Here is a 22,410-nt window from a genome sequence, read left to right on the forward strand (position 1 = left end):
GCACCCAGGCCGGCGACCGCAAAAGCCGCCCACGCCAGTCGGTTCAATCTGCAGGTTTTCATTTCTGGTTCTCCGCTTAGCGCTTGGTCCGCGAAGACCAGTGGATGTGGGCGATCCGCCAACCGTCGGTGGTCTGCTTCAGCACCATGGTCTCGGTGCTCTGGACGGTCAGTGGCTTACCGTCTTTCTGGGCGTGCAGCTCGCTTTCGGTTCCGACCCATGCGAACTCACCAGCGGTGCGTGCACGCTGACGGAGCAGCTGGCGATGGGCGCCCTTGAGGAATGCCGCATCGCTGACTGCGTGATGACCCAGATATTCCTCGCGGCTGCGCTCGGCACCCCCGGACTCGAGGATGAGGACGTCGGCAGCGAGCAGGGCTTCGACCGTGGCCAGATCGCCGCTAGACAGGGCCCTGTTGAAACGCTCCGCTACGGCGACCGCGGCCTCTGCAGTGACTGGGACGTCGACGTCCGCAGATGCCGCGGCAGCGGGGTGATGTGCGTGCGGCTGTGTCGCCTGCGCCATTGCGGGGGACACGACGGCCAGTGCCAGTGCGAGGGTGAACGAGATTGCTGTTGCGTTCATTGCGTGGGCTCCAAGGAGATCAATGGGTGTGCGCATGGCCGTCATCGGCCACGGGCGTGTGTGGTGCAGGGTGCGACTCCACCTTGCCGTCGGGATGGCCGTGGCTCACCAACCCGACTTCCGTGTCGCTGGGTGTCGGGCCGTGGTGATCGTCGTCCACGCCCGGCGGGTGCGCATGCGGCATGGAGTTGTTGCCCGGCTCGAATAGGGCAGGGTGATCCTCGGCCTTTTCGTCGTCATGGTGGCCTTGCGTCTCGCCGCCGCCATGCGAATGACCATCACTGCTGGCCACCAACGCCTGGTAACCGGCCTTGTCCAGCGTGGGCAGCTTCTGCAGGAAGGCCGACATGTTCCAGATGAACTCATCGTCCATGCTGCCGCCCCACGCGGGCATGCCGCTGGCCTTGATGCCGTGCTTGATCACCCAGAACGCCTCAGCTGGAGCGACCGACTGTTTGCTTAGGTTCGGTGGCGCGGGGTACAGGCCCTTGCTCATCTCGGTGGCCGCCGCCTCTGGCGAAAGATGGCAGGTCACGCACATGGCGTTGTAGTTGCCCGCACCCTGGCGGATACGCTCAGGATCATCCAGGTTCGTGGGCACCTGAAGCTTGGCGGCGCGCACCTCAATGGAACGCTCGCGCGCCGTTTCAAGTAGCGCATACACCGGGCGACTATGCGGATCGTCGGCGGCCACGTTGTACACGCCCAGAGAGACCGTGGCAGTTGCCGCGACCGCAACCAATCCCACGCCGGCACCGAGCCATACCCACATCCTTTTGTTGGATTTCATTGTCAGTTCCCCTTAGAACCAGGTACGAAGGCCGATGACCAAGCGCGTGTCTTCAAAGGACTCGCCATGCTCGCGTCGCATGTCTGCGGTATTGCCAAACGCGCGCTCGTACACCACGCCGATGTAGGGAGCGAACTTTCGGGTGAACTCATAACGAAGTCGTAGCCCCGCCTCAGCGGTACTCAGACCCGAACCTATCCCGCGCAATGGATCGTTCTTGCCATAGGCGGTGACTTCCACCAGCGGCTGCAAGATCAGCCGGTTGGTTAGCAGCAATTCGTACTCGGCCTCGACATTGGCGGCAGTCTGGCCCCCTTCGCCGAGATAGGCTGTGGCGGACACTTCGAACTTCATCGGCGCCAAGCCCTGTACACCGATAGCGGCGAAGTTTTGAGATGCCCCAGGCTTGAAGTCATGACGCACACCGGCCACCACATCCCACCACGTGGAGATACTGCGGCCGTAGAGCACTTCCAGATCAGCCGACTCGGTCTGACCATCCGTGCGTTCGCCTTCACTGCGGAGCCAGACGCGATTGAGGTCCGTACCGATCCAAGCCTGGCCCTCCCAGCCCAGCCCGGTGCCCGGATCGGCATCCCAGGCTTCCAGGCGATTGAGCAGCACGTAGCTCTTGATCGAGTTGTCATGCACCGGATGCGCGTGTTCCGGCGCGATGGCCGCCTTGCGATCCGCGTCCGTCACCGCGGGTATCGGGGTGCGCGGCTGCGTTGGCACTGCAGGCCCGTGTCCCATCTGACTGTGGTCCATGCCCTGCATCGACTGTGTCTGCGCTTTGGGCGTTGCGGGCGTGCTCGGAGGCGCGCCGTGCCCCATCTTGGAATGGTCCATCCCCTGCATCGCAGGCGTGGCCGTACTAGAGGTGTCGGCTGCAGCGGGCTGTGCCATCTGACTGTGATCCATGCCCTGCATCGACTGCGCCTGTGCTGTGGGCGCCGCAGGTGTGCTCGCGGGCGAGACGTGCCCCATTTGCGAATGGTCCATGCCCTGCATGGCAGGCTCGGCTGCTTTAGCCTGCGGCGCGGCGTGGCCCATCGTCGCATGATCGATCGTCGCTTCGCTCGGCTTGGCCGGTGTTGCAGGCTTTTGGGCTGGCGCAGGTTTTGATGTCGGCGCCTGTTGTGCAGAGTGATCCTGAGTCTGGGTCTGCGCGCCCTGCTCCATCGGCATGGAGCCGTGCTGCATGGATTGGGCGCTGGCCGCATTGGCCAGGGCCAGCGAGATAGCCAGCGTCAGCGCAGTCAGGGTGGTATCGCGTCTATTGATGTTCATTCGTCGACCCTCACCGTGCGCATCATTCCGGCTTCCATGTGATAAAGCAGGTGGCAATGGAACGCCCAGCTGCCCAACGCATCGGCACGCACGCGATACGTGCGTCGGCTACCCGGCGGCATATCCACCGTGTGCTTGCGCACCATGAAGTTGCCGTTGTCGTCCTCCACGTCACTCCACATGCCGTGCAAATGGATGGGATGGGTCATCATCGTGTCGTTAACCAATACGATGCGCATACGCTCGCCGTAGTTCAGCCGCAGCGGCTTGACATCGGAGAACTTCTGACCGTTGAAGCCCCAGGAGAATTTCTCCATATGTCCGGTCAGATGCAGCTCGATCTCGCGACCGGGGTCGCGTCCGTCAGGGTCTTCAAAGGTGCTCTTGAGCATGGAATACGTCAGTACATGACGGCCGTTATCGCGCAGGCCATTACCCGGATCATCCAAGCGCGAACTCACGCTCATGGCCTGGTTGTCCAACAGGGGATTGTTGGTCTCGCTGGCAGGGTGTGATTGCATGCCCCCGTGCTGCATGCCTGCCATGGCACCATCGCCGGCGGCGGGCATCGCATGGCCTGCATGGGCCGAGGTCGCGTTACCGCTGGCAGGTGGGGTCATGCCAGGCATGCCCATGGCCGCACCACAGCCGCCTTCCATGCCCTTGCTGCCGCCAGACATATCCATCGATCCATGATCCATGCCCATGTCTGCCATCGTCAGCAGCGGCCGGGGATCCACAGACGGAACGGGCGCGCGTAATCCTTCGCGCACGGCGAGCGTGCCGCTGACGTAGCCGGTGCGACCGGAGTCTTGGGCAAAGATGGTGAATGCGTCCTGCCCGGAGGGCTCCACGATCACATCGAAGGTTTCTGCTACCGCGATGCGGAACTCGTCGACGGAAACCGGATGGACATACAAGCCATCTGCTGCCACCACGGTCATCTTTAGCCCCGGAATACGCACATCGAAGTACGTCATGGCAGAGCCATTGATGAAACGCAGGCGCACCTTCTCGCCACTGCGGAACAAACCGGTCCAGTTGCCCAGCGAGGTCGTGCCGTTCATCAGGTAGGTGTAGGTGTTGGCGTTGACGTCGGACAGATCCGTGGGCGTCATCCGCATCACGCCCCACATCTTGCGATCTTCCAACGTGGCCGACAGGCCGTTGCGCTTCACATCGCGCGCAAAATCGCCGACCGTGCGCTTGTAGTAATTGTCATGGCCCGGCATCTTCTTCAAACGATCGAACAGGGCCGTCGGGTCCAGGTCTGTCCAATCGCTCAGCATCACGACGTAGTCGCGATCGAAGCTGAAGGGCTCCGGCTCCAATGGGTCGATGATGATCGGGCCATAGAGCCCGGCTTGTTCCTGGAACCCCGAGTGGCTGTGGTACCAGTAGGTGCCGCCCTGATGCAGGGTGAACCGGTAGTGGTAGGTCTCACCACGTCCGATACCGTCAAAGCTCAGGCCCGGCACGCCGTCCATGTTGGCCGGCAAAATGATGCCGTGCCAATGGATGGAGGTGTCCGCGCCATGGAGGGAGTTAGCGGGCAATGCATTGGAGACACGCAGGTTGACCGTGGTGCCTTCCCGCCAACGCAGCAACGGCGCCGGAACGGACCCATTGACGGTGATCGCGGTGCGGGTCTTGCCGGTGAAGTTCATCGGCGTCTCGCCGATGGTTAGGTCAAACTCGGTGCCCGATAGTACGTTGGGTTGTCCCGGGCCCTTGAGCGCCCAACTGGCTTTGGGCCAGAAACCTAATCCTGCGACTGCGCCTCCCAAGGCCAAGCCCTGGACAAATCGCCGCCGCGAAGGTAGCAGCGGCGGTCCACCGTGTGGACCACGAAAATCATCATGCGACATGAAAATGCTCCAAGCGTCGTGTTGCCACCGGCGGGCGGTGGTACAGAGCGGGCGGCTGGCCTATAAATAGGCATGCAAGCCACACCAACGGCGCCATTGCGGCGCTTAGGGACGCTTAGCCGATCGGTGGTCGGATCAGATGAGGCAAGGCAGGTGCCGCATGCCCTAGGGGCAGCGGCATGACATCCAGGCCCAAGGCCAGTTGCACCGAAACATGCAGGCGCGCCGGAAGTGCGCTCGCGCACGCGTGTACGCAGGCGCACCGGCACGCAGAAGACTTGCAACAGTCGGGACCGGCATGGTCGCCATGCCCAGTGCCAGCCCTTTCAATCGAGGTGGCATCGGGATGATTCTCAGCACTGTGATGGGCGACGCAGTCTTCGTCGCCTTGCACCGCGGCAGCCACTTCGCTGGCCTGCGCTTCCATGGCCGGGTTCATACTGATCGACGCAAATGCCGACCACGCGCCGTTAAGCACGAGCATGACGATCAGGAGCAGTCGCAGTAGAAGTGAGGAGGCTGACACGGGCGACATTGTAAATCACTTTAGACAAGGCGCGTGTGTATCGGTCGTGAACAAAATCTCAAGTAGGCCTGAGATGCCGCCACTTGTCAGTCGCGCTAGTCACGGCCACTGCAGCTCCCTCCAGGAGCGCCCAATGGGCGGGTTGAGGCGAAGGGTTGCCCATAGGGCTAGCGCTTGTTCGGTTTACTTCTCGGGTGTGGCCTCGATCAGCTTCACCAACTCCCGCTTCTGCTGCTTGCTTAGCGAGCCCCAGCGCAGGAGCAACTTGGCCAGCAGATCATCGTCGGTGTAAAGGAAGGCGGCGGGGATCCCCAACGCTTGGGCCAACCGCTCAGCAGTCTCCAGCTTGGGCTCGTGCTTGCCACGTTCGTACTGGTTGACTCGGGGGCTGGCCACGTAAGGATCCAGACCGGCCCGGATGCCCAACTCCTTCTGCGACAAACCCGTGTGCAGGCGGGCTTGTTGGAGGCGTCGAGCGAAGGTCGGTGTTGAGTCGACGGACAAAGTCACGCGCACCCCCCATGGAAACCCCATAAGGATGGCGGATGTGGGGTTAAGCCGAGATACGTGCAAAAATGCCCCCCAGAATTTTTTTTTCTTCCGTGAAATCATTTGGTTGCCGGATTTTTGTTGGTACCTGAACTGTCGGCGCGATCGGGCCGCAACTGCGCCAGCAACTGCTCCAAGGTGTCCTGGCGCACACCGGCACGCAACGCTTCGGCCTCGGCTTGTTCACGCCGTTCTCGCTCCTTGGCCAAGTCGGCGTGAGCATTGGCCAGCTTGACCCGTGCGCTCTCCAACGCTTGGGCGTCCTGGGTCCAGCGTGCCAGCAAGGCCTGGTACTCCGCAGCCGTAAGCCGCAGCGCGTCCAGCTCCTTCCGCTGGTCGTCCGCAGCTTGCCGCACCTGCGCCAGTTCCCTCTCTAGGCGGCTGTGGCGTTCCAGCCACTGCCCGTTGTCGCGGTTGAGCTGAACCAGTTCGTGGTTCTTGGCGGTCAGCGCCTCGTTGGCCTGGCGCAGCGCGACCTGCAGTTCCTGCACCTGGTGCTCGTGGCGGCGCTGTTCCTGTTCGCGTTGGTCCTTGACCGAGGTGCGGTAGTGCTCCAACGCCTCGCGAGCATGCTGGTGCTTCTGCTCCAGCGACTGGGCATGCGCCTCGTGCTCCGCCAGCCGCGCGGTCAGTCCCGCGATCCGTTCGCCGAGCTGCGCGACCTCGGTGACCCGTTCGGCCAAGGCCTGCTGGGCTGCGGCGTGGGTCGTCTTTTCTTCGCGTAAGGCAGTTTCAATGCGCTGAAGCTGCGCGCTCAGCGTGGACGCCTCCTGCTGGGTGCGTTCCAGCGCCTCGCTACGCTCCTGCAAGTGCGCTTCGAAGCGCTGCCGGGCCTCGGCGATTACAGCCTCGGCCTCCTCGTGTAGGCGACCGGCAAGCCGACCGACCAGGTCCTGTAGCGCGTCGCTGACCGCGACCTTGGCGCCAAGGCCTTGCCCTTCATCTTCTTCCAGCTCCTTCAGGTAGCGGTGAATGGTTGTCTTGGAGCCGGTGTTGCCCAGCGCCACCCGCACCGCGTCCACCGACGGGTGTTTGCCCTGTGCCCGCAGCGCATCGCGGGCCTTCTGGATGTCGCTCTTGTACAAGCCGCCGCGTGCCATCGCACTCTCCGACTATTTCGTAATGTATTACATACCACGTAATTACATACCAATCAAGTTACACTACTCGCCGAGTACGGGTCGTATCTAAAGGCGGGATAATATTGAATTATCCCGCGTAAGGCGGATTCTGACCCTTCCCGGCGTCCCAAGCAGTACGAAACCGCCCAGGGCCGGCGATCGCTGGGTAGTATGGCCCAGAGCGGAAAGGAGGCCAGCCAGGGTGCAGGCAGGCTCCGCCACCGAGCCCGTTGGCCATCAAAGGACTGTGCATGCCGATCGAACGTATCGTCATCGACAACTTCAAGTCGTTTCGCCATCTGGACCTGCCCCTCAATGCCCACATGAACCTGGTCGTGGGCGACAACGAGGTCGGTAAATCCACCCTGCTGGAGGCCATCCACGCGGTGGTCACCGGCCAGCTGCATGGGCGCAATCTTGCCTACGAGCTCACGCCCTACCTGTTCCACCAGCCCACGGTGCAGGAGTACTTGGGAGCGCTTGCCACGGGCACGCCGGCCTCGCCGCCACGGATCTCCATCGAAGCCTATCTGGGCGCCGACGCCGCGCTGGCGTCGTTACGCGGCACCAACAACTCCCTGCGTCTGGATACCGCCGGCATCCGGCTGCTGGTCGAGCTCAACGACGACTACCGCGAGGAGTTCAACGCCTACCTGCAGCAGCACCAGGGCGCGGTCAGCCTGCCGGTGGAGTACTACACGGTGCGCTGGTACTCCTTTGCCAACAATGGCGTTACCGCCCGCAGTATTCCGTTCGACTCGACCATCATCGACACGCACGGCATCAAGACCTTGTCCGGTGCCGATCGCTATATCGCCGGCATCATCGAGCAGGCACTGACGCCTGCGCAACGCGTCTCGCTGTCGCTGAGCTTCCGCCGCATGCGGCAGAGTTTTTCCGAAGAAGCCGATGTGGCGGCCATCAATGCCTATCTCACCGAGCATACCGGGGACATCAGCCACCGGGCGCTCACGGTGGGGGTGGACACATCGCCGCGCTCAACGTGGGAAACCAGCTTGTCACCGTACCTGGATGAGCTCCCCTTCACCCAGGCCGGCAAAGGTGAACAGAGCGCGGTGAAGATGAAGCTGGCCATGCACGCGGCCGGGGCCGCCCACGTGCTGCTGATTGAGGAGCCAGAGAACCATCTGTCCTTCTCCAGCATGACCCAGCTGATCGACAGGATTGCGGCCCTCTCAACCGCCCAGCAGGTAATCATCGCCACCCATAGCAGCTTCGTGTTGAACAAGCTGGGCGTGGACAACGTGATCCTGTTCAGTGCGCAGGGCCAGATGAAGCTGGACCAGCTGCCATCCGATACGCACGACTATTTCATGAAGCTGCCTGGCCACGACACGCTGCGGCTGATCCTGGCCAAACAGGCGATCCTGGTGGAAGGGCCGTCCGATGAGCTGATCGTGCAGCGTGCTTACAGCGACCACCACGGCGTGGCGCCGATGGCCCATGGCGTGGACATCATCTCGGTCAAATCGCTGGCATTCAAACGCTTCTTGCAGATTGCAGATCGGCTGAAAATTCAGGCCAAGGTGATCACCGACAACGATGGCGACATCGCCGTTGTGCAGGCTCGCTACGCCGAGCACCTTACCGCGATCTACTACGATTCCGACGAAAGTGCCCCATCGCTGGAAGAGCAGCTGATCAAAGCCAACTCGCTGGCTGAGCTCAACACCGTGCTGGGCAAGACCTTCGCCGATGAGGTGGCGTTGCTCAAGTACATGAAAGGTCACAAGACCGACACGGCCCTGGCAATCTTCAACAGCCCGCACTCGATCAGGTTCCCGGACTATGTCCAGCGTGCCATCACCTAACCGGGTCCTGCTCTCAGCGGCCGGATCGGGCAAGACCACGTTGCTGGTCCGGCAGGCCTTGGAGCGGCCCGAGCGTCGCATCGCGATTGTCACCTACACGCTGGAGAATCTAGAAGAGATCCGGCGCTCGTTTGAGGTCCACGCCGGTGCGGTCCCCGCGCATGTCACCTTGCACAGCTGGTATGGCTTCCTGCTGCGCCAGTGCATCCGCCCGTACCAGGCGGCACTGTGCCCTGAGCCTCGTATCGAGACCATCCTGTTCGTAGAAGGTGTCACCAACAACCGGGCTCCACGCACCCAGGTGGCGCGCCACTACCTGGCAGGCAACCGGATGTATTCGGACCGGGCCGCCGACTTTGCTGTGCGCTGCGATGAGCTGACCCAAGGTCAGGTCATGGCACGCCTGGCGGCCATGTACGACGAGCTCTACATCGACGAAGTTCAGGACCTGGCCGGCTTTGATCTGGATCTGGTCGAGCGGCTGTTGAAGAGCGATATCGCCATCACGTTGGTGGGTGATACGCGCCAGGCGACGTATGCCACCAACTATGCGCAAAGGCATAGTCAATATCGCGGACCGAACTTGGCGGCGTTGTTCCAGATCTGGGAGTCGGACGGCTTATGCCAGCTCGACCACCGTCTCATCAGTCTGCGCTGCGTCCAGGCCCTGTGCGATATGGCTGACACGCTCTATCCGCAGATGCCCCGCACCGAATCAGGCAATGGCGAGGTCACCGGGCACGATGGCATCTTCCTCGTCGCTCCAGGGGATGTGGCCGCGTACATGCAGGAGTTTGCCCCTACCGTGCTCCGGCATGACCGGCGGCAAACCTGCGACGGAATGCCTGCGGTGAACTTCGGGCAGAGCAAGGGCCGCACCTACAGTCGGGTCCTTATCTTCCCCAATGGGCCGTTGACGCAGTACCTGCGCACGGCCGATGCGGCGCGCATCACCGCGCCACCGAAGTACTACGTAGCCTTCACCCGGGCGCGGCAAAGCGTGGCCTTTGTGTATGCCGGCGCGTGCGCTTTGCCGGGTCATCAGCTCTATGCGCCTGCCAGTGCAGACGCATAGAGCCGCCGGCAGTGATCACATCTTCTTCAAGGGTGCCGCGGTGGGTGGCGGCGGCACCGGTCCCGGGTCGTTGAAGCAAAGCATGACCTGATCGATGCCGAATTGATCGGCCAGGACCTGGGCAATCACAGCATGCACCAGGTCCAGGTCGACCGAGGGCGCAGCGACGGTGATGGTGGCCGCGATCGCACGGCCATGCTCACCGGCGACCAGGCGCAGGTCGTCCACCGCTTTCACGCCCGGGTCGGTAAACATCGCCGCACGGACCTGTTCCAGGTTGAGCTCGTTCATGGGGACTCCAAAGCAGTGCTACCGGCGCGGGGAGCTCGGTCGCGATGCAGCCAACGATAGAGCACCGGCAGCACCAACAAGGTCAATGCGGTGGATGAGACGATGCCGCCGATGACGACAGTGGCCAGCGGCCGCTGCACTTCCGAGCCAGCACCGACATTCAAGGCCATGGGTAGGAAGCCCAGCGAGGCTACCAGGGCGGTCATCAACACCGGTCGCAGGCGTCCAAGGGCGCCGTCCCGGACAGCGTCGTCTAGCGGATCGCCCTGTTCGCGCAGACGGCGGATGAAGGCGATCATGACCAGCCCGTTGAGTACGGCCACGCCCGACAGCGCGATGAAGCCCACGCCGGCAGAGATCGACAACGGAATCCCGCGCAGAGCCAGTGCCAGCACACCGCCGGTCAGCGCCAGCGGCACGCCACTGAACACAATGGCCGCATCCTTGGCCGAGCCGAAGGCCATGAATAGCAGAGCGAAGATCAACGCCAGTGTCACCGGAACCACCACCCCCAGGCGTTGGCTGGCCGAGATCAGCTGCTCGAAGGTGCCGCCGTAGTCGATCCAGTAGCCCTCCGGAAGCCTCACATCCTGGCCGATGCGCGTGCGCAACTCGCCGACGAACCCGCCCAGATCGCGCTCGCGCACGTTGGCGGTGATCACCACCCGCCGCTTGCCATTCTCGCGGTTGATCTGATTGGGCCCGCGCTCCACCTGGATCTTCGCCACTTCCCGCAGCGGCACCGTACGAGGCCCACCATTGGCGCCGGTGGCCAGGCGGCTGGACTCGTCCACGCTGGCGCTTTCCGGCAGTGGAATGGGCAGATCTGCCAGCACAGCCGGGTCTTGGCGCTGCGATTCGGGCAGGCGCACGACCAGGTCGAAGCGGCGGTCGCCCTCGATCAACTGGCCGGCGACACTGCCCCCAATGGCGGTGGCCACCGTTTCTTGCACGTCGCCCGGGTTCAGGCCATACCGAGCCAATGCCGCCGGATCTGGTGTGATGGTCAGCAGCGGCAGGCCGGTGACCTGCTCGGCCTTGACGTCTTCGGCGCCGGGGACGCTGCGCATGACCCGCTCGACCCGGCTGGCCAGGCGCGTCAGTTGGTCCAGGTTGTCGCCGTAGACCTTGACTGCCACGTCCGAACGGACGCCGGAGATCAACTCGTTGGTGCGCATCTGGATGGGCTGGGTGAACTCGTAGTTGCTGCCCGGAATTTCCTTAGCCGCCGTCTCCAGCTCTTCCACCAGCTCGGCCTTGGGCTTGCGCGGATCGGGCCACTGGTCGCGGGGCTTGAGCATCAGGAAGGTGTCGGCCATCGACGGCGGCATAGGATCGGTGGCCACCTCGGCGGTGCCGATCTTGGAGAAGATGTTGGCCACCTCCGGGAACTGGGCCAGGCGCTTCTCCAGCGTTTCCTGCATGGCCACCGACTGCTCCAAGCTGGTGCCGGGAATACGCATGGGCTGCAAGGTGATGTCGCCCTCATCCAGGCTCGGCACGAACTCCGAACCCAAGCGGGTGGCCAGCACGCCACAGCCCACCACCAGCACGGCCGCGCCGGCCAGCACCACCACGCGCCGACGCAGGGCCCAATCCAGCAGCGGCGTATAACGGGCGCGCGACCAGCGCATCAGGCGGTTGTCGTGCTCAGCCACACGGCCGCGCAGGAAGCTGGCGATCGCTGCCGGCACAAAGGTCAGCGACAACACCATGGCACCGGTCAGGGCCAGCACCACCGTGATCGCCATCGGGTGGAACATTTTTCCTTCCACCCCGGACAGCGCGAAGATCGGCAGGTAGACCGCGGCGATGATGCCCAGGCCAAACAGGCTGGGACGGATCACCTCGGCGGTGGCCGAGGCGGTCAGGTCATAGCGCTCTTCATCATTGAGCTGGCGGCCCAGCGCGTGCTGCGCCTCCCCGAACCGGCGTAGGCAGTTCTCGATGATGATCACCGCACCGTCCACGATCAGGCCGAAGTCCAGCGCGCCCAGGCTCATCAGGTTGCCCGACACGCCGCCACGCACCATGCCAATGATGGTGAACAGCATCGCCAGCGGAATCACCGCCGCAGTGATCAACGAGGCGCACACATTGCCCAGCAGCAGGAACAGCACCACCACCACCAGCAGCGCGCCCTCGATCAGGTTCTTGGACACCGTGCCGATGGTGCGGTCCACCAGCGCCGTGCGGTCATAGACGGCCTTGGCATGGACGCCGGCAGGCAAGCTGGCGTTGGCAGCGTCCAGCTTGGCCGCGGCCGCCTGGGAGACTTCCCGGCTGTTGGCGCCAAACAGCATGAAGGCGGTACCGACCACGACCTCGTGGCCATTCTGGGTGGCCGCGCCCGTGCGCAGCTCCTTGCCTTCGCCCACGCTAGCGACGTCGCGCACCCGGATGGGCACACCATCGCGGCGATCCAGCACGATGTTGCCGATCGCATCCAGATTCGCCAGCTGGCCAGGCACGCGCACCAGGAACTGCTGTCCATTGCGCTCGATGTAGCCGGCACCGATGTTCTGGTTGTTGCGCATGACCGCGGCGACCACGTCGTTCAACGTAAAGCCCAGCGCCACCAACTGGGCCGGATCCGGGGTGATGTGGATCTGCCGCTCGAAGCCGCCGATGGTGTTGACCTCGGTGACGCCGGGCGTGGTGCGCAGCTGCGGCCGGATCACCCAGTCCTGCAGGGTGCGCAGGTCCGTGGCGGTGTACGGGGTGCCGTCGGGCTTGCGAGCGTTGGGCTCGGCCTCCACGGTGTACATGAAGATCTCGCCCAACCCGGTGGAGATCGGCCCCATTTCCGGGTCCAATCCGTCGGGCAGCTGGGAAGCGATCTGCTGCAGGCGCTCGGCGACCTGCTGGCGGGCAAAGTACAGGTCGGTGCCGTCCTTGAACACCACGGTGACCTGTGAGAGCCCATACCGCGACAGCGAGCGGCTGTAGTCCAGCTTGGGCAGGCCGGCCATGGCCGTTTCAATGGCAAAGGTCACTCGTTGCTCAGCCTCCAGCGGCGAGTAACCCGGGGCCTGGGTGTTGATCTGGACCTGGACGTTGGTGATGTCCGGTGTGGCGTCGATGGAGAGGTGACGGTAGCTCCACACACCCAGCGCAATCAGCGCAGCGGTGAGCACCAGCGTCAGCCAGCGGTGGCGGATGGACAGCCCAATGAGGCGTTCGAGCATGGCGGGCCTCATTCTTCTTCCACGGTGGACTTTTCGATGTCGGCCTTGATCAGGAAGCTCTGGGCCACCACCACCTGTTCACCGGCCTTGAGCCCTTCCAGCACTTCGGCGCGCTCAGCGTCGCGGCGCCCCAGCTTGACTGGCCGGGTGTGGTAGGTCTCTCCCTGCTGCACGTAGACCACGTCCTGGTCTTCTGCGGTCTGCAGCGCGGTGATCGGCACCACCAGCGCCGCCGATTGGCGATCCACGGTGACCCGCGCCTTGACCGCCGACCCCGGCCGCCACAGGCCATCGGTGTTGGCCACGGTGGCGCGCGCAATGGTGCTTTGGCTGGCGGTGGCGGTGCCGGGCAGGACGCGCTCCAAGGTGGTCTGCGCGGTGACGCCATCGCTCAAGCGGGTGACCGTCACCGGCACGCCCGCACCGATGTGCTGGACGTCGGCGCCGAAGATGTGCAGGTCCACCCACAGCGTGGACAGGTCGGCGACCTCGAACAGTGGCGCGCCCTCAGCCGCCGCCATGCCCACGGCGGCCGTACGCGCCATGACCACGCCACTGATCGGCGCGGTGACGGTATAGGTGGTCAGGCTTAGATTGCTCTCTACCGTGGCCAGTGCCTGGCCGGCCCGTACCTGATCACCAACGCCGGCTCGCACAGAGCGGACCGGTCCGGGGAAGCGTGCAGTGACCTGGGCGATGCGCCCATCGATGGGGGTGAGCAGCCCTTGCACCTCATGCTCGTCAGCAATCTCACCGGGGCCTGCCGGCGCGACCTGGATTCCCGCCGCCTCCGCCGCCTTGGCGGCAATCTTGGTTTCCAGCGGCGCTTCCTCGTGCTCGCCGTGTTCTTCGCCCTCAGCCGCGGCGCCGCCCTCGGAGCCTTCGCTGGGGTCGGACGCATTGCAGGCGGTCAGCAACAGGGCCATGCCCAGTGCGGTCCAGGAAAAACGGCTCATGGGCTATCTCCAAGTGAAGCGGCCGCCGGCGGCGTTACAAGCGCCTGGCCGGTCAGTCGTTGAATTTCGATCAGGGCGCGCTGCGCATCCAAGGCCACGTCCAGCTGCTGCTGGGCCATGGCCGTACGTTCGGACTGCAACTGTGCCCATTCCAGGTAGCTGATGGCGCCGGCGCGATAGGCGCGCTCGGCAGCCTGCTCAGCCCGGGCCAGCTTCGGCAGTACGTCGCTATGCAGGCGCGCCACCTCGGCCTGCGCCACGGTGTAGCGGCCATGGGCCTCGACCAGCGTGGAATACAGCGACAGGCCCTTGGCCTCGCGCTCGATCGTCAGGACCTCCAGCTCGGCTTCGCCGGCGCGGATCTCTGGCTGTGCGCGGCTGCGGCTGCCCAGCGGCATGGACAGGCTGGCCACCAGCGCGGTGTCGTCGGACTCCTGCAGGCGGCGCACACCGAGCTGCCAGGACAGGTCCGGTGAGGCCGCTGAATGCGCCAGCTGCAGTCGTGCCTGCGCGATCCGTCGAGCGTTGGCAAACTGCGCCAGTTCCGGCGTCCGCTCCAGCTCATCGGCCAGCGTCTGCATGGAGGCGATCGCCGGCAGGGCCATCGGATCGGCCGGGATCACCTCGAAGGTGGGAGTACGTTCGCCCCACAGCGCGGCCAGATGCTGACGGGCGGCCAGTCGCTGTTGCACGGCCCGATCACGCGTCAGCTCGGCCCGCGCCAGCGCTGCCTGCGCGGTGAGCAGCACCGATTCGGGTGAAGCGCCGGCCTGCAGGCGCTGTCGGGCGGCGGCCACGGTTCGCTGGCGCTGGCCAACATCCATGTCCGCCAGGCCGCGTTGCCGGTCGGCACCGACAACCGCCAAATAGCGCTGCGCTGTCTCGGCGAGCAGGTCCAGCCGCCCGGTCTCGCGCTGCACGGCCAGTGCATCAATCCGGCTTTGGGCCAAGGTACGGCGGGCGTCGAGCTTGCCGCCGCGCTCCAGCACCGAGCTCAGGCTCAAGGTCAACTCGGCGCTGTCCAATCCACGTGCCGCGCCAGTGCCCAACGCATTTTCGACCTCGGCACCGAGCGTCCACGGTGGGCGCTGCACCGCCTGGTCGCGCTCGGCAGCGAGCACGGTGGCCCGCGCATCGACCAAGCGCAGCTCGGGGTGGGTTTGGGCCACGCGCGCGAACGCGTCGTCCAAGGTCATCAGTTCGGCCGCTGCCGCCGGCGCTGTCGCCGCAGTCAGCAGCAGCCATGCGGCCAAGGCCGCCAATCGCACATGCATGGAAGTACTCCGAAGGGTTTCGACATCAACAAACGATCACCACCGCGCACAGCAGCAGGTCGCTAGGCCGGCGCTGCCGGCGGAGATCACCCTGCGATCGGAGGCCGGAACAGCGCGACCGGCTGCTCGTGCGGATACGGGAACGTGTTGACTTGCATCACCGGCAAATGCCGGCCGATGTCCGCAACGGTCAGCAGGATCTCAGGGGGCTGCGCGGCCTGGCTGCAGCACAACGCCAGCTGCTGAAGGCGGTGCAAGGCGGCGCCGATGCCGCGCTCAGGTGCCGGTGCGGCCACTGCCGGCCCATGGGCGGCAATGGTCGGATGGATGTGAACGTGCAGTTCGCTCGCCAGACCTAAGACCGGCTGGACCAGCAAACCCACCGCCAGCTGCGCCAGCAGCAGCCAGCGTAGGCCCGTCCGCAGCCGGCCAAGGGCGATCATGCAGGTGTCTTGCGCGCGTCGGCACGTGCCCGGCGGGCATCACCGAGAATCTCGAAGGCTTCCTTGATCACATACAGACCGATCAGGGCGCCGATCACGAAATCCGGGTAGGGGCTAGCCAACCACCACACCAACAGGCCGGCCAGGATCACCCCAACATTGGCCACCACATCGGCGCGGGTGAACAACCAGGTCGCCCGCAGATGCACTTCGCCGGACTTCAGCGGCGCCAGCATGCGCAGTACGGTCATATTGACCACCAGCGACAGCAGCGCCGTGCCGATCATCCAGCCACTGACCGGCTCGGCGCCGTACATCACGCGACGGCCGACCTCCACCAGCACACCCACGCCCAGCACCAGCAATACGCTGCCGCTGACCCAGGCTGCGTTCGCCTTGAAGCGGGCCGTGCGCCCGATGGCGACCAGGCCAATGGCGTAGGCGGTGGCGTCAGACAGCATGTCCAGCGCGTCGGCCAATAGGCCTGTGGAATGGGCAACCCAGCCGGCGATGCCGCCGATCACGGCCATCGCCGCATTCAGGGCAAGGGCGATCCAGAGCACGCGCCGCTCCTGCGCGTTCTTGGCCTCGTGGTGGCAGCCGCAATCACTCATCGGAACATCTCCAGTCGCAGGGAAGCCAGGCCCAGGCGGACCGCTGGCATGGCACAGCCGGTGAGGGTAAAGTCCGTAGCTACTACGGAGTCAAGCGCACTACGAATGAAAATCAGTGAGGCTGCCGACGCCAGTGGGTGCCATCTGGAGACCATCCGCTATTACGAGCGGATCGGCCTGCTGCCGCGCCCGGGGCGCTCGGGCAATGGCTACCGGGTCTATGGCCCGGCCGACATCGAGCGACTGCGCTTCATTGCGCGCGGCCGGGACCTGGGCTTCAGCCTGGAGGAGGTCCGCAGCCTGCTGCAGTTGGCGGGCGATGAAGAGCTTTCGTGCGGGGACGTGGATCGGCTGGCCCGCAGCCATCTGACCGACGTGCGGGCGCGCATGGCCGACCTGCAGCGCATGGCCAGCGAGCTGGAACGGGTGATTGCCAGTTGCCACGGCGGGCAGCGGGCTGAATGCACCATCCTGTCAACGCTGCGGCAGCCGGCCTCGGTGGAGGCCACGCGCCAGTGACCGAACTGGACCGCTACCTCGATGCGGCCACGCGCCAGAACACGGTGCGCAGCTATGCGTCGGCGCTGCGGCACTTTGAAGTCGAGTGGCAAGGCCACCTCCCAGCTACACCGGACAGCGTGGCGCGGTACCTGGCCACGTATGCGCAGACCCTAGCCACCAGCACCCTTCGCCACCGCCTGGCCGCCATTGCCTACTGGCACCGCGACCACGGCTTTGTCGACCCGACCCGGTCGCCACTGGTGCGCAAGGTCCTCAAAGGTATCCAGACCCTGCACCCAGGGCAGGTCAAGCAAGCCGCACCGCTCCAGATTCGACGGCTCGTCGAGCTCGATGACTGGTTGGCTGCAGCGATCGCCGCGGCGCATGCCCGGGGCGATGGAGCAGCGGCGCTTCGCCACCAACGGGACCGAGCGCTGGTGCTGCTCGGATTCTGGCGTGGCTTCCGTGGCGATGAACTGCTGCGTCTGGAGGTGGCCCATCTCATGCTAGTGCCGGGCCAGGGGATGACCTGCTTCCTGCCACGCAGCAAGGGCGATCGGCAGGCGGCAGGCGTCACCTACAAAGTGCCGGCCTTGTCGCGATTGTGTCCGGTGGAGGCAACCCAAGCGTGGCTCCAGGCGGCTGACCTGCAAGAGGGGCCGGTGTTTCGGGCGGTCAACCAATGGGGCCAGGTGAGCGCCGAAGGCCTCCATCCCAACAGTTTGGTGCGCCTTCTGCGCGAGTTACTGGCCAGTGCCGGCTTTGCCGATGCTGGACTCCACAGCAGCCATTCCTTACGTCGAGGCTTTGCCAGCTGGGCCAACGACCAAGGCTGGGACATGAAGGCGCTAATGGAGTACGTGGGCTGGCGCGATGTGCAGTCGGCCATGCGATACCTAGATGGGCGTGACCCGTTCGCCCGAGACCGCATTGAAGCGAGCCTGCCCAGTCCAACCGCGCCGGCTCCGGCGATGGTGCTGCCGCCGTCGGCGCCAGAGGGCGGATCTGCGCTGCAGTTGCTCTTACGGATGGTGCTGACCCCGTTTGCCCGCGCGGGCCGCGGCGCGGCCAAGGCCAGGGGCCGGATCGAAGAGATTTGCTTGGCCCCATTCCAAGCTGTGCGGCTGAACACCGCCAGCAGCGAGTACCGGTTGACCGTTCCCACCGATCCCGACCGGGATCTGGATGAAATCCTGGCCACGCTGCTGGATGACATGCACCGCATGGCCGATACGCACCAGTGCTTCCTGGAAGCGTCTTTGAGTACAGACGACGGCCGGCACTGGGACTGATCTCCCCCTAACAACCTCAGGATCCAATGGCTACCCTTCACGAGACCGCCTATCCGCGACTGAAGCCTGATCCCACCGCCAAGGAACTGGAGGAGATCTATACCCCCAGCGCCGCTGAAATTGCATTCGCCAAGCGGCTGACTACCCAGCCAGGACCCCAACTGGCCATACTGATTCATCTGAAGCTGTTCCAGCGCTTGGGCTACTTCACCCTGTTGGCCGAGGTGCCTGAGCGAATCAGGAAGCACATCGCCAAGGCCGCCCGTCTTGGGCGGGTATTGGACTCCGACCAGCTCGACCGTTATGACGCCTCAGGTAGCAAGCGCCGGCACATGCCGCAGCTTCGGCAGTTCATTGGCGTGCGTGCCTTGGACAAAGCCGGGTCGTCTTGGCTAGACACCGTGGCCACCGCTGCAGCCCAGACCAAGCACACTATCCCGGACATCGTGAACGTCCTGCTTGAAGAGCTGGTGCACCATCGCTATGAACTTCCTGGCTTCCGCACCCTGGAGTTAGCCGCAATCGGGGCGCGGGAGCGGGTCAATCTGGGTTACTACCGCAACATCAGTCACGCGCTGACGCCGGACACGCGCACGCTTATTGACGAACTGCTGCGCGCACCGGAAGGGTCGAGGTTCACTGGCTGGAACTCGCTCAAACGCGAGCCTGGCCGGCCTACCAACAAGGAAGTTCGGTTTTATCTGCAGCACATCCGCATGCTGCAGCAGTTGGCTGAGCAGTTGCCTCCCATCGATGTGCCAGTGCCCAAGCTCAAGCAATTCCGTGCAATGGCTCGGGCGTATGACGCCAGCGAGTTGTCCGAGTTGGCTCCGGACAAACGCTATGCGCTGGCCACCATATTCATTCGCGCTCAGCATGCCAAGACACTGGATGATGCGGCCGAGTTGTTCATCAAGCAGGTGCGTGGATTGGAAAACACCGCGCAACAGAAATTGCTGGCGTATCAGCTCGAACATGCCAAGCGGGCCGACTTCCTCATCGGCCAGCTCAAGGAAGTCCTGCAGGCCTATCAGCTCGATGGCAGCGATAGTCAGCGAGTGGACGCGATCGACAACAGCCTGGAAGCTGAAGTGTCTACCTTGCTGGCCGAATGCGAAGAACATATGGCCTACGCGGGGAAAAACTACCTGCCGTTCATGCTGCAGCCCTACGGCGCGGTCAGGCCGCTGCTGTTCAACGGGCTGGAGCTGATGAACTTGCGGGCGACCAGCCACGATGCCGGCATGGAGCCGTTGATCGCAGCGGTACTGTCGTTGCGCAACCAACGCCGTGAGCTAATCGAGGTCGCTTCCCTCGGGTTGGACCCGGAAAAGGACTTCGATTGGATGTCCAAGCTCTGGCGTCAACACGTGTTCGGCAAGCGGGCCAGCGCGGCAGGCGCCGGCTGGATGCACCGCAAGTACTTCGAGCTGGCCGTGCTGGTGCAGGTCAAAGACGAACTGAAGTCGGGAGATCTCTTCGTTCCCAGCAGTGAGCGTTTTGACGACTACCGCGAGCAACTGGTCGATGAAGCCACCTTGGCCCAGGAGCTGGAGGCCTATGGCCAGGTGTCAGGCTTGCCCACCGACGCCGAGTCTTTCGTGGCCGGGTTGCGTGCACAATTGACCGCCTTGGCCGACGAAGTCGACGAGCGCTTTCCAGAGAATGTGCATGCGGACATTCTGGATGGTCGTCTGGTGTTACGGAAGGGGCAGCGTGCAGAAGTCTCCAGTGCAATTGCTACCGTGGACGGCCTCATCACTGAACGGCTGCCCGAGTCCAGCATCGTCGATGTCCTGATCGATGCCAGCCAATGGCTGGACCTGCATCGCTTCTTCCACCCGATCGCCGGCACCGAGAGCCAGGTCGAAGATCTGCCCCGGCGCGTAATCACCACGCTATTTTGCTATGGCTGCAACTTGGGACCGACGCAAACGGCGCGGTCGATCAAGGGCTTCAGCCGGCGCCAAGTCGCTTGGCTCAACCTCAAATACGTGACCGAGGATGTGCTTGAGAAGGCCATCGTAGAGGTCATCAATACCTACAACAAATTCGACCTACCGGGCTATTGGGGCAGCGGGAAGAGCACGTCAGCAGATGGCACTAAGTGGAGCGTCTACGAGGACAACCTGCTGTCTGAGTACCACATCCGCTACGGCGGCTATGGCGGCATCGGCTACTACCACGTGTCCGACAAATACGTGGCCCTGTTCAGCCACTTCATTCCCTGTGGCGTGCACGAGGGCATCTACATCCTCGACGGCCTGTTGGCCAACACTTCCGACATCCAGCCCGAGATCGTCCACGGGGACACGCAGGCCCAAAGCTATCCGGTCTTCGGCTTGGCCCACATGCTGGGTATCCAGCTGATGCCTAGGATCCGAAACATCAAGGATCTGACGTTCTTCCGACCCGAACCGGGCAGGGCCTATAAGAACATCCAGGCGCTATTCGGGGACAGCATCGACTGGCAGCTGATCGCCACCCATCTTCACGACATGCTGCGTGTGGTGATCTCGATCCGACTGGGCAAGATCACCGCGTCCTCGATACTGCGCCGGCTGGGCACCTACAGCCGGAAGAACAAGCTGTACTTCGCTTTTCGGGAGCTGGGCAAGGCTGTTAGAACGCTGTTCTTGCTGCGCTACATTGATGACAACGAGATTCGCAAAACGATTCATGCCGCGACCAACAAGAGCGAGGAGTACAACGGCTTCGTGAAATGGGTCTTCTTTGGCAGCCAAGGGATCATTGCTGAGAACGTCCAACACGAGCAGCGCAAGATCATCAAGTACAGCCAGCTGGTGGCCAACATGATCATCCTCCACAACGTGGAGGGTATGAGCCGGACGTTGGCTGAGATGCGGAAGGAGGGGGTCGAACTGACGCCCGAGATCCTGGCCGGTCTGTCGCCTTATCGGACCAGTCACATCAATCGCTTTGGCGATTACCACCTGGATCTTGAAAGGGCAGTGGCGCCCTTGAGCTACACGGCCAAGGTCCTCGAACAGGCCCCATAGATGGGGAGATCACCCCCGCGACGAGAAAACAGCCTTATACGTCAGCCGCTTAGGTCAGTTCTGGCCCTGTACGTAATGATTCCCTGCCGACCCTCACGATGGCTTCGGGTACCGGCAAGGCCAACTCGATGCCGTAGCGCGCCACATGCCAGCCGGCCCAGTAGCGCAGGGCGCTGGTGTAGCTGCGGGTCGTGTTCTCGGCTGCGGCTTCGGCCAGCAGCTCGCGGACCGCATCGGCAGCCTGCTGGGCCAGCTGTTCGGGCAGCACCAGACAGGCGGCCGTCGCGGCGAGAATGGGAAGTGTAGAAAAATTCTCAATAGCAAAAGGACAAGAGCCAAGAAAACCGACACAGCCATTGCCGGATCGAGCCGAGGAACCGGATCAGACCAAGCACAGAACTTCGCATAATGTATATTATGTTCCGTGCCTGCCGGCACGTGTAGCCCGTGGCGCGCCTGGAGTCTCTTGACCTCCTGCCGTACCCGATCAACATCATTCATCGAGGTGTTGTCTCGCCACTTCACTTTGATCGTCTCAGGGAAAGTGCGCGCCATCGGCTACGCCGTGACTCGTCTCTTTATCGATGACGACATCTCGTTTGGCGTGGCTGCGAACTACTTCGCCTGCCTTTGCGTTCGATTCTTCACAGCTACCTGTCCGAAGTGACGACCGGACCGCAGCCGCTGCGGCCACGCCGTTCTCCACATGCAGGACTTCGTGTTCATACAGAGCTCGCGTGAAACGCTTCCATTTCGCTGCGACATCGGGCGGCAGCCGATCTGCGTCGCTTTTCTTTGGCAGAAGAACGGACACTACAAGGCTGATCTTTGCCTGGTCTCCGTAGCAGTTGACTGCCTCGCGCTTGGCTCCATTCCAGTGCACATTCCAAAGCGTCAATCCATAGACGTTGCTGTAGTCATTCTTGTCGATGGGGCCTCGGAACTCCATGTTCGTTACGATCGATTCAACATCTCGCCCAGGCACTTCGTAGAACCCGAGAGCTATCTCGGGATAAGCCGAGAACAATCGCTTGGCGGAAGCCTCGTCCGACTCGGAAACTCCGCCAATGGGGATGGAAGTGCAGCCTGCAGCTAGAAGAACCATTCCCAAGTATAAGGACCTTCTGTAGTACGCCAGACTAGTAGCAATGGTCGGCTTCGATTCCCGTTTCATACCTTGCCCTTGCTCCCTAC

General features: G+C 63.5%; 19 protein-coding genes and 1 pseudogene. 5 read left to right on the plus strand and 15 right to left on the minus strand.

What is annotated here, in order from left to right; all coding sequences use genetic code 11:
* Positions 1-76: 76 nt before the first annotated feature.
* From O0K41_RS00450 to O0K41_RS00480, 7 genes are all read right to left on the minus strand, one after another.
* Positions 77-586, minus strand: a complete 510-nt coding sequence (locus O0K41_RS00450) for a DUF4440 domain-containing protein (RefSeq protein ID WP_026070602.1) — start codon at positions 584-586, stop codon at positions 77-79.
* Positions 587-605: 19 nt separating this feature from the next.
* Entirely contained in the window at positions 606-1,280 is a 675-nt protein-coding gene (locus O0K41_RS00455) for a cytochrome c (RefSeq protein WP_239522785.1), read from the minus strand.
* 108 nt (positions 1,281-1,388) lie between these two features.
* Entirely contained in the window at positions 1,389-2,666 is a 1,278-nt protein-coding gene (locus tag O0K41_RS00460) for a copper resistance protein B (protein ID WP_017354984.1), read from the minus strand.
* Entirely contained in the window at positions 2,663-4,534 is a 1,872-nt protein-coding gene (locus O0K41_RS00465) for a copper resistance system multicopper oxidase (protein WP_017354985.1), read from the minus strand. Before O0K41_RS00465 ends, O0K41_RS00460 begins: the two co-directional genes overlap by 4 nt.
* A gap of 115 nt (positions 4,535-4,649) precedes the next feature.
* Positions 4,650-5,069: a CopL family metal-binding regulatory protein gene (locus O0K41_RS00470; RefSeq protein WP_080354476.1), complete on the minus strand. Its 420-nt coding sequence runs from the start codon at positions 5,067-5,069 to the stop codon at positions 4,650-4,652.
* A gap of 174 nt (positions 5,070-5,243) precedes the next feature.
* A complete protein-coding gene (locus O0K41_RS00475; protein WP_049404629.1) occupies positions 5,244-5,594 on the minus strand; it encodes a helix-turn-helix transcriptional regulator in 351 nt (116 codons plus the stop codon).
* Positions 5,595-5,668: 74 nt separating this feature from the next.
* Complete coding sequence (locus O0K41_RS00480; protein ID WP_017354988.1) at positions 5,669-6,709, minus strand: DNA-binding protein; 1,041 nt, start codon at positions 6,707-6,709, stop codon at positions 5,669-5,671.
* Positions 6,710-6,981: 272 nt separating this feature from the next.
* On the opposite strand from O0K41_RS00480, the gene O0K41_RS00485 reads away from it, so the two are divergent.
* Both O0K41_RS00485 and O0K41_RS00490 read left to right on the plus strand, forming a co-directional pair.
* Positions 6,982-8,562 carry an AAA family ATPase gene (locus O0K41_RS00485; RefSeq protein WP_049436412.1) on the plus strand — a complete coding sequence of 527 codons (1,581 nt, stop codon included), beginning with the start codon at positions 6,982-6,984 and terminating at the stop codon, positions 8,560-8,562.
* Entirely contained in the window at positions 8,540-9,637 is a 1,098-nt protein-coding gene (locus O0K41_RS00490; RefSeq protein ID WP_032961126.1) for a UvrD-helicase domain-containing protein, read from the plus strand. The genes O0K41_RS00485 and O0K41_RS00490 overlap by 23 nt, the downstream gene beginning before the upstream one ends.
* Before the next feature lie 15 nt (positions 9,638-9,652).
* Here O0K41_RS00490 and O0K41_RS00495 read toward each other — a convergent pair whose 3' ends face one another.
* The 6 genes from O0K41_RS00495 to O0K41_RS00520 form a co-directional block, all read right to left on the minus strand.
* The gene (locus O0K41_RS00495) at positions 9,653-9,928 is read right to left on the minus strand and encodes a hypothetical protein (RefSeq protein WP_049436413.1); all 276 of its coding nucleotides are present in this window, start codon (positions 9,926-9,928) and stop codon (positions 9,653-9,655) included.
* Entirely contained in the window at positions 9,925-13,116 is a 3,192-nt protein-coding gene (locus O0K41_RS00500) for a CusA/CzcA family heavy metal efflux RND transporter (protein ID WP_308304412.1), read from the minus strand. The genes O0K41_RS00495 and O0K41_RS00500 overlap by 4 nt, the downstream gene beginning before the upstream one ends.
* A gap of 8 nt (positions 13,117-13,124) precedes the next feature.
* Positions 13,125-14,072, minus strand: a complete 948-nt coding sequence (locus O0K41_RS00505) for an efflux RND transporter periplasmic adaptor subunit (protein WP_074053035.1) — start codon at positions 14,070-14,072, stop codon at positions 13,125-13,127.
* Complete coding sequence (locus O0K41_RS00510; RefSeq protein ID WP_032961117.1) at positions 14,069-15,346, minus strand: TolC family protein; 1,278 nt, start codon at positions 15,344-15,346, stop codon at positions 14,069-14,071. The genes O0K41_RS00505 and O0K41_RS00510 overlap by 4 nt, the downstream gene beginning before the upstream one ends.
* An 86-nt stretch (positions 15,347-15,432) precedes the next feature.
* Positions 15,433-15,789, minus strand: coding sequence for a hypothetical protein (locus O0K41_RS00515; protein WP_308304413.1), 357 nt, complete (start codon positions 15,787-15,789; stop codon positions 15,433-15,435).
* Positions 15,786-16,403 carry a cation transporter gene (locus O0K41_RS00520; protein ID WP_014159617.1) on the minus strand — a complete coding sequence of 206 codons (618 nt, stop codon included), beginning with the start codon at positions 16,401-16,403 and terminating at the stop codon, positions 15,786-15,788. Before O0K41_RS00520 ends, O0K41_RS00515 begins: the two co-directional genes overlap by 4 nt.
* 105 nt (positions 16,404-16,508) lie before the next feature.
* On the opposite strand from O0K41_RS00520, the gene O0K41_RS00525 reads away from it, so the two are divergent.
* Genes O0K41_RS00525 through O0K41_RS00535 form a run of 3 tightly spaced genes read left to right on the plus strand, consistent with a single transcriptional unit; the run spans position 16,509 to position 21,216 of the window.
* Positions 16,509-16,922, plus strand: coding sequence for a helix-turn-helix domain-containing protein (locus O0K41_RS00525; RefSeq protein WP_014159616.1), 414 nt, complete (start codon positions 16,509-16,511; stop codon positions 16,920-16,922).
* Entirely contained in the window at positions 16,919-18,196 is a 1,278-nt protein-coding gene (locus tag O0K41_RS00530; RefSeq protein ID WP_082443474.1) for a site-specific integrase, read from the plus strand. The genes O0K41_RS00525 and O0K41_RS00530 overlap by 4 nt, the downstream gene beginning before the upstream one ends.
* Positions 18,197-18,222: 26 nt before the next feature.
* Positions 18,223-21,216 carry a Tn3 family transposase gene (locus O0K41_RS00535; protein ID WP_049436415.1) on the plus strand — a complete coding sequence of 998 codons (2,994 nt, stop codon included), beginning with the start codon at positions 18,223-18,225 and terminating at the stop codon, positions 21,214-21,216.
* A 94-nt stretch (positions 21,217-21,310) separates the two neighbouring features.
* On the opposite strand, the pseudogene O0K41_RS00540 reads toward O0K41_RS00535, so the two are convergent.
* Both O0K41_RS00540 and O0K41_RS00545 read right to left on the minus strand, forming a co-directional pair.
* A pseudogene (locus O0K41_RS00540) lies at positions 21,311-21,484 on the minus strand (integrase); the annotation flags it as partial.
* A 267-nt stretch (positions 21,485-21,751) separates the two neighbouring features.
* Positions 21,752-22,390, minus strand: a complete 639-nt coding sequence (locus O0K41_RS00545) for a DUF922 domain-containing protein (protein ID WP_161801720.1) — start codon at positions 22,388-22,390, stop codon at positions 21,752-21,754.
* Between the last annotated feature and the right edge of the window lie 20 nt (positions 22,391-22,410).

It is taken from the genome of Stenotrophomonas sp. Sm2128 (assembly GCF_030985535.1).
In the GTDB taxonomy this organism is placed as follows: Bacteria; Pseudomonadota; Gammaproteobacteria; order Xanthomonadales; family Xanthomonadaceae; genus Stenotrophomonas; species Stenotrophomonas maltophilia.

Excerpts from the sequence above, each read along its gene's own strand:
- O0K41_RS00450 (WP_026070602.1), bottom strand. The coding sequence starts at position 586 with ATGAACGCAACAGCAATCTCGTTCACCCTCGCACTGGCACTGGCCGTC.
- O0K41_RS00460 (WP_017354984.1), bottom strand. The coding sequence starts at position 2,666 with ATGAACATCAATAGACGCGATACCACCCTGACTGCGCTGACGCTGGCT.
- O0K41_RS00465 (WP_017354985.1), bottom strand. The coding sequence starts at position 4,534 with ATGTCGCATGATGATTTTCGTGGTCCACACGGTGGACCGCCGCTGCTA.
- O0K41_RS00470 (WP_080354476.1), bottom strand. The coding sequence starts at position 5,069 with ATGTCGCCCGTGTCAGCCTCCTCACTTCTACTGCGACTGCTCCTGATC.
- O0K41_RS00475 (WP_049404629.1), bottom strand. The coding sequence starts at position 5,594 with ATGGGGTTTCCATGGGGGGTGCGCGTGACTTTGTCCGTCGACTCAACA.
- O0K41_RS00480 (WP_017354988.1), bottom strand. The coding sequence starts at position 6,709 with ATGGCACGCGGCGGCTTGTACAAGAGCGACATCCAGAAGGCCCGCGAT.
- O0K41_RS00485 (WP_049436412.1), top strand. The coding sequence starts at position 6,982 with ATGCCGATCGAACGTATCGTCATCGACAACTTCAAGTCGTTTCGCCAT.
- O0K41_RS00490 (WP_032961126.1), top strand. The coding sequence starts at position 8,540 with ATGTCCAGCGTGCCATCACCTAACCGGGTCCTGCTCTCAGCGGCCGGA.
- O0K41_RS00495 (WP_049436413.1), bottom strand. The coding sequence starts at position 9,928 with ATGAACGAGCTCAACCTGGAACAGGTCCGTGCGGCGATGTTTACCGAC.
- O0K41_RS00500 (WP_308304412.1), bottom strand. The coding sequence starts at position 13,116 with ATGCTCGAACGCCTCATTGGGCTGTCCATCCGCCACCGCTGGCTGACG.
- O0K41_RS00505 (WP_074053035.1), bottom strand. The coding sequence starts at position 14,072 with ATGAGCCGTTTTTCCTGGACCGCACTGGGCATGGCCCTGTTGCTGACC.
- O0K41_RS00510 (WP_032961117.1), bottom strand. The coding sequence starts at position 15,346 with ATGCATGTGCGATTGGCGGCCTTGGCCGCATGGCTGCTGCTGACTGCG.
- O0K41_RS00515 (WP_308304413.1), bottom strand. The coding sequence starts at position 15,789 with ATGATCGCCCTTGGCCGGCTGCGGACGGGCCTACGCTGGCTGCTGCTG.
- O0K41_RS00520 (WP_014159617.1), bottom strand. The coding sequence starts at position 16,403 with ATGAGTGATTGCGGCTGCCACCACGAGGCCAAGAACGCGCAGGAGCGG.
- O0K41_RS00525 (WP_014159616.1), top strand. The coding sequence starts at position 16,509 with ATGAAAATCAGTGAGGCTGCCGACGCCAGTGGGTGCCATCTGGAGACC.
- O0K41_RS00535 (WP_049436415.1), top strand. The coding sequence starts at position 18,223 with ATGGCTACCCTTCACGAGACCGCCTATCCGCGACTGAAGCCTGATCCC.
- O0K41_RS00545 (WP_161801720.1), bottom strand. The coding sequence starts at position 22,390 with ATGAAACGGGAATCGAAGCCGACCATTGCTACTAGTCTGGCGTACTAC.